At 61.6% G+C, this 1,749-nt stretch carries 3 protein-coding genes; all 3 read right to left on the bottom strand.

Features of this window, described 5'->3' with window-relative positions; genetic code table 11:
- Positions 1–8: 8 nt before the first annotated feature.
- The gene (locus SPK54_RS13565; RefSeq protein WP_330948399.1) at positions 9–638 is read right to left on the bottom strand and encodes a helix-turn-helix transcriptional regulator; all 630 of its coding nucleotides are present in this window, start codon (positions 636–638) and stop codon (positions 9–11) included.
- Positions 639–873: 235 nt separating this feature from the next.
- Entirely contained in the window at positions 874–1,257 is a 384-nt protein-coding gene (gene crcB, locus SPK54_RS13560; protein ID WP_330948398.1) for a fluoride efflux transporter CrcB, read from the bottom strand.
- A 131-nt stretch (positions 1,258–1,388) separates the two neighbouring features.
- The coding region (locus SPK54_RS13555) for an aminoglycoside nucleotidyltransferase ANT(2'')-Ia (RefSeq protein ID WP_330948397.1) at positions 1,389–1,749 on the bottom strand (361 nt) is incomplete at its 5' end.

The raw sequence follows: 1,749 nt of genomic DNA, 5'->3' as shown, positions 1-1,749 counted from the left end.
CACCTGAGTTAAGCCGCGCCGCGAAGCGGCGTCGGCTTGGACGAATTGTTAGGCCCCGGCCTTTGACCTTGCAGCAAGGCGCGAGCCGACATGCCCACGAGCGCGAGACCGCACCCGCCGATGCCCAGCAGCTGCCACACGGGAATGCGATGAGCCAGAGCCGAGACCAGCAGCCCGCCACAGAGCAAGGTGACGAGCGGCATGCCCAGCGCCGCAAGGATGACGCCGGTAAAGTGGCCTGCGCGGACGAGCCGAACGGCAGCCGGAATGGCGAGCACAGCCCCAACGACGGCTACAAGAATGTCAGTGGCCAAGATGCCCGTGGACATCCGATCGCCCGGCAGCCGGCCCGATTCACCAACGGCCGCGAGCATGAGGACGGCCACTCCGAGGTAAAAGACGGCCACGACGCCGCGCCCGAATGGCCGAGGTTCGGACGCGGCCAATGTTTCTTGCAGCTGCAGGAGCGGGATGCCGTAGGTGGCCGCGAGGCTGGCCGCGGTGCTAAGCGACGCAATTCCCTCGGACTCCACCCGCTGGACGGTACGCAGGCTAAGCCCGGATGCGATGGCGAGCTGCTCCTGGGACCAACCCCGCTCAATTCGGGACTGGCGGACGGCAGTAGGGGACAGTTTCATTTCATGGTCCACGGCGGGCTCCGGTGCGATAGGCGACCGGAGCATAGGATGGAATGCAGTGTAGCGATACGACAGCAACCCGCCACCGCCTGACACGAGTGCGCCACAGAGCCAGTTCCGGGGTCTAACACCTGAGTTAAGCCGAACCGCGTAGTGGAGCCAAAGGCATGGCAAGCTTTTCCTGCCATGCCTTTGGTGGAACGAAGCGGTTTCGGCTTGAACGAATTGTTAGGCCTCAGCGGGGGAGCACTGAGATGAGCTTGAGGCCTAGCCAAACTGCGGTGATGCCAAGAACAACACTGGCACCAGCATACAACGCAGCCACCAGTAACTCACCGCGACGCACAAGGAACACTGCGTCAAGGCCGAACGCGGAAAAGGTTGTGAAGCCACCGAGCAGGCCGGTGAAAAGGAACAGCCGTGTGTCAGGGCCGAACAGCTCATACCACTCGGTGAGGCCGGCTAGAAGGCCAATGACCAAACAGCCCAAAACGTTGACTGCGAACGTGCTGTAAGGGAAGCGTTCCTGCGATGTCAGGTGCAGCACAAGGCCGCCAAGCTTGTAGCGCGCGATCGAGCCGATGAAGCCACCGGGACCGACTAGCAGGATGCTTTTCATGTGCGTGGCTGACGATGCTTGGGACTGAGGCCTAACACCTGAGTTAAGCCGGAGCGCTTTGCGGCCGCGGCGTTGTGACAATTTACCGAACAACTCCGCGGCCGCGAAGCGATCTCGGCTTGAACGAATTGTTAGGCCGCATATCGCGACCTGAAAGCGGCACGCAAGACCTCAACCTTTTCCGCCCCGAGTGAGGTGCATGCGAGCCTGTAGGACTCTATGTGCTTTGTAGGCCAGTCGACTGGTGGTACTTCATCGGCATAGTAAAAGTAATCCCAGATGATCGCCTCCCAGCTGTTACAACGGACTGGCCGCCCGGCGATGACACCCTCAGCCGCCTCTGGGCACGAGCCCTGCGGAGCCTCCGCGATTTCATACGCTTCGTCTGCCCACCAAGCAGGTTCGCAGTCAAGTAACTCATCCCCGATCTCCGCTAAGGAAAGTCTGAACAACTCGCCACCTGTCGGCGACAATAGCGCCTCACCTCCGGGA

It is taken from the genome of Thermomonas sp. LB-4 (assembly GCF_036409385.1).
Lineage (GTDB): Bacteria > Pseudomonadota > Gammaproteobacteria > Xanthomonadales > Xanthomonadaceae > Thermomonas.
The sequence above is the reverse complement of the archived record's forward strand: the minus strand, read 5'-3'. Positions and strand labels throughout refer to the sequence as shown.

What these genes read in the sequence shown, in the direction of transcription:
- SPK54_RS13565 (WP_330948399.1), bottom strand. Translation starts at nt 638, where the DNA reads ATGAAACTGTCCCCTACTGCCGTCCGCCAGTCCCGAATTGAGCGGGGT.
- crcB (WP_330948398.1), bottom strand. Translation starts at nt 1,257, where the DNA reads ATGAAAAGCATCCTGCTAGTCGGTCCCGGTGGCTTCATCGGCTCGATC.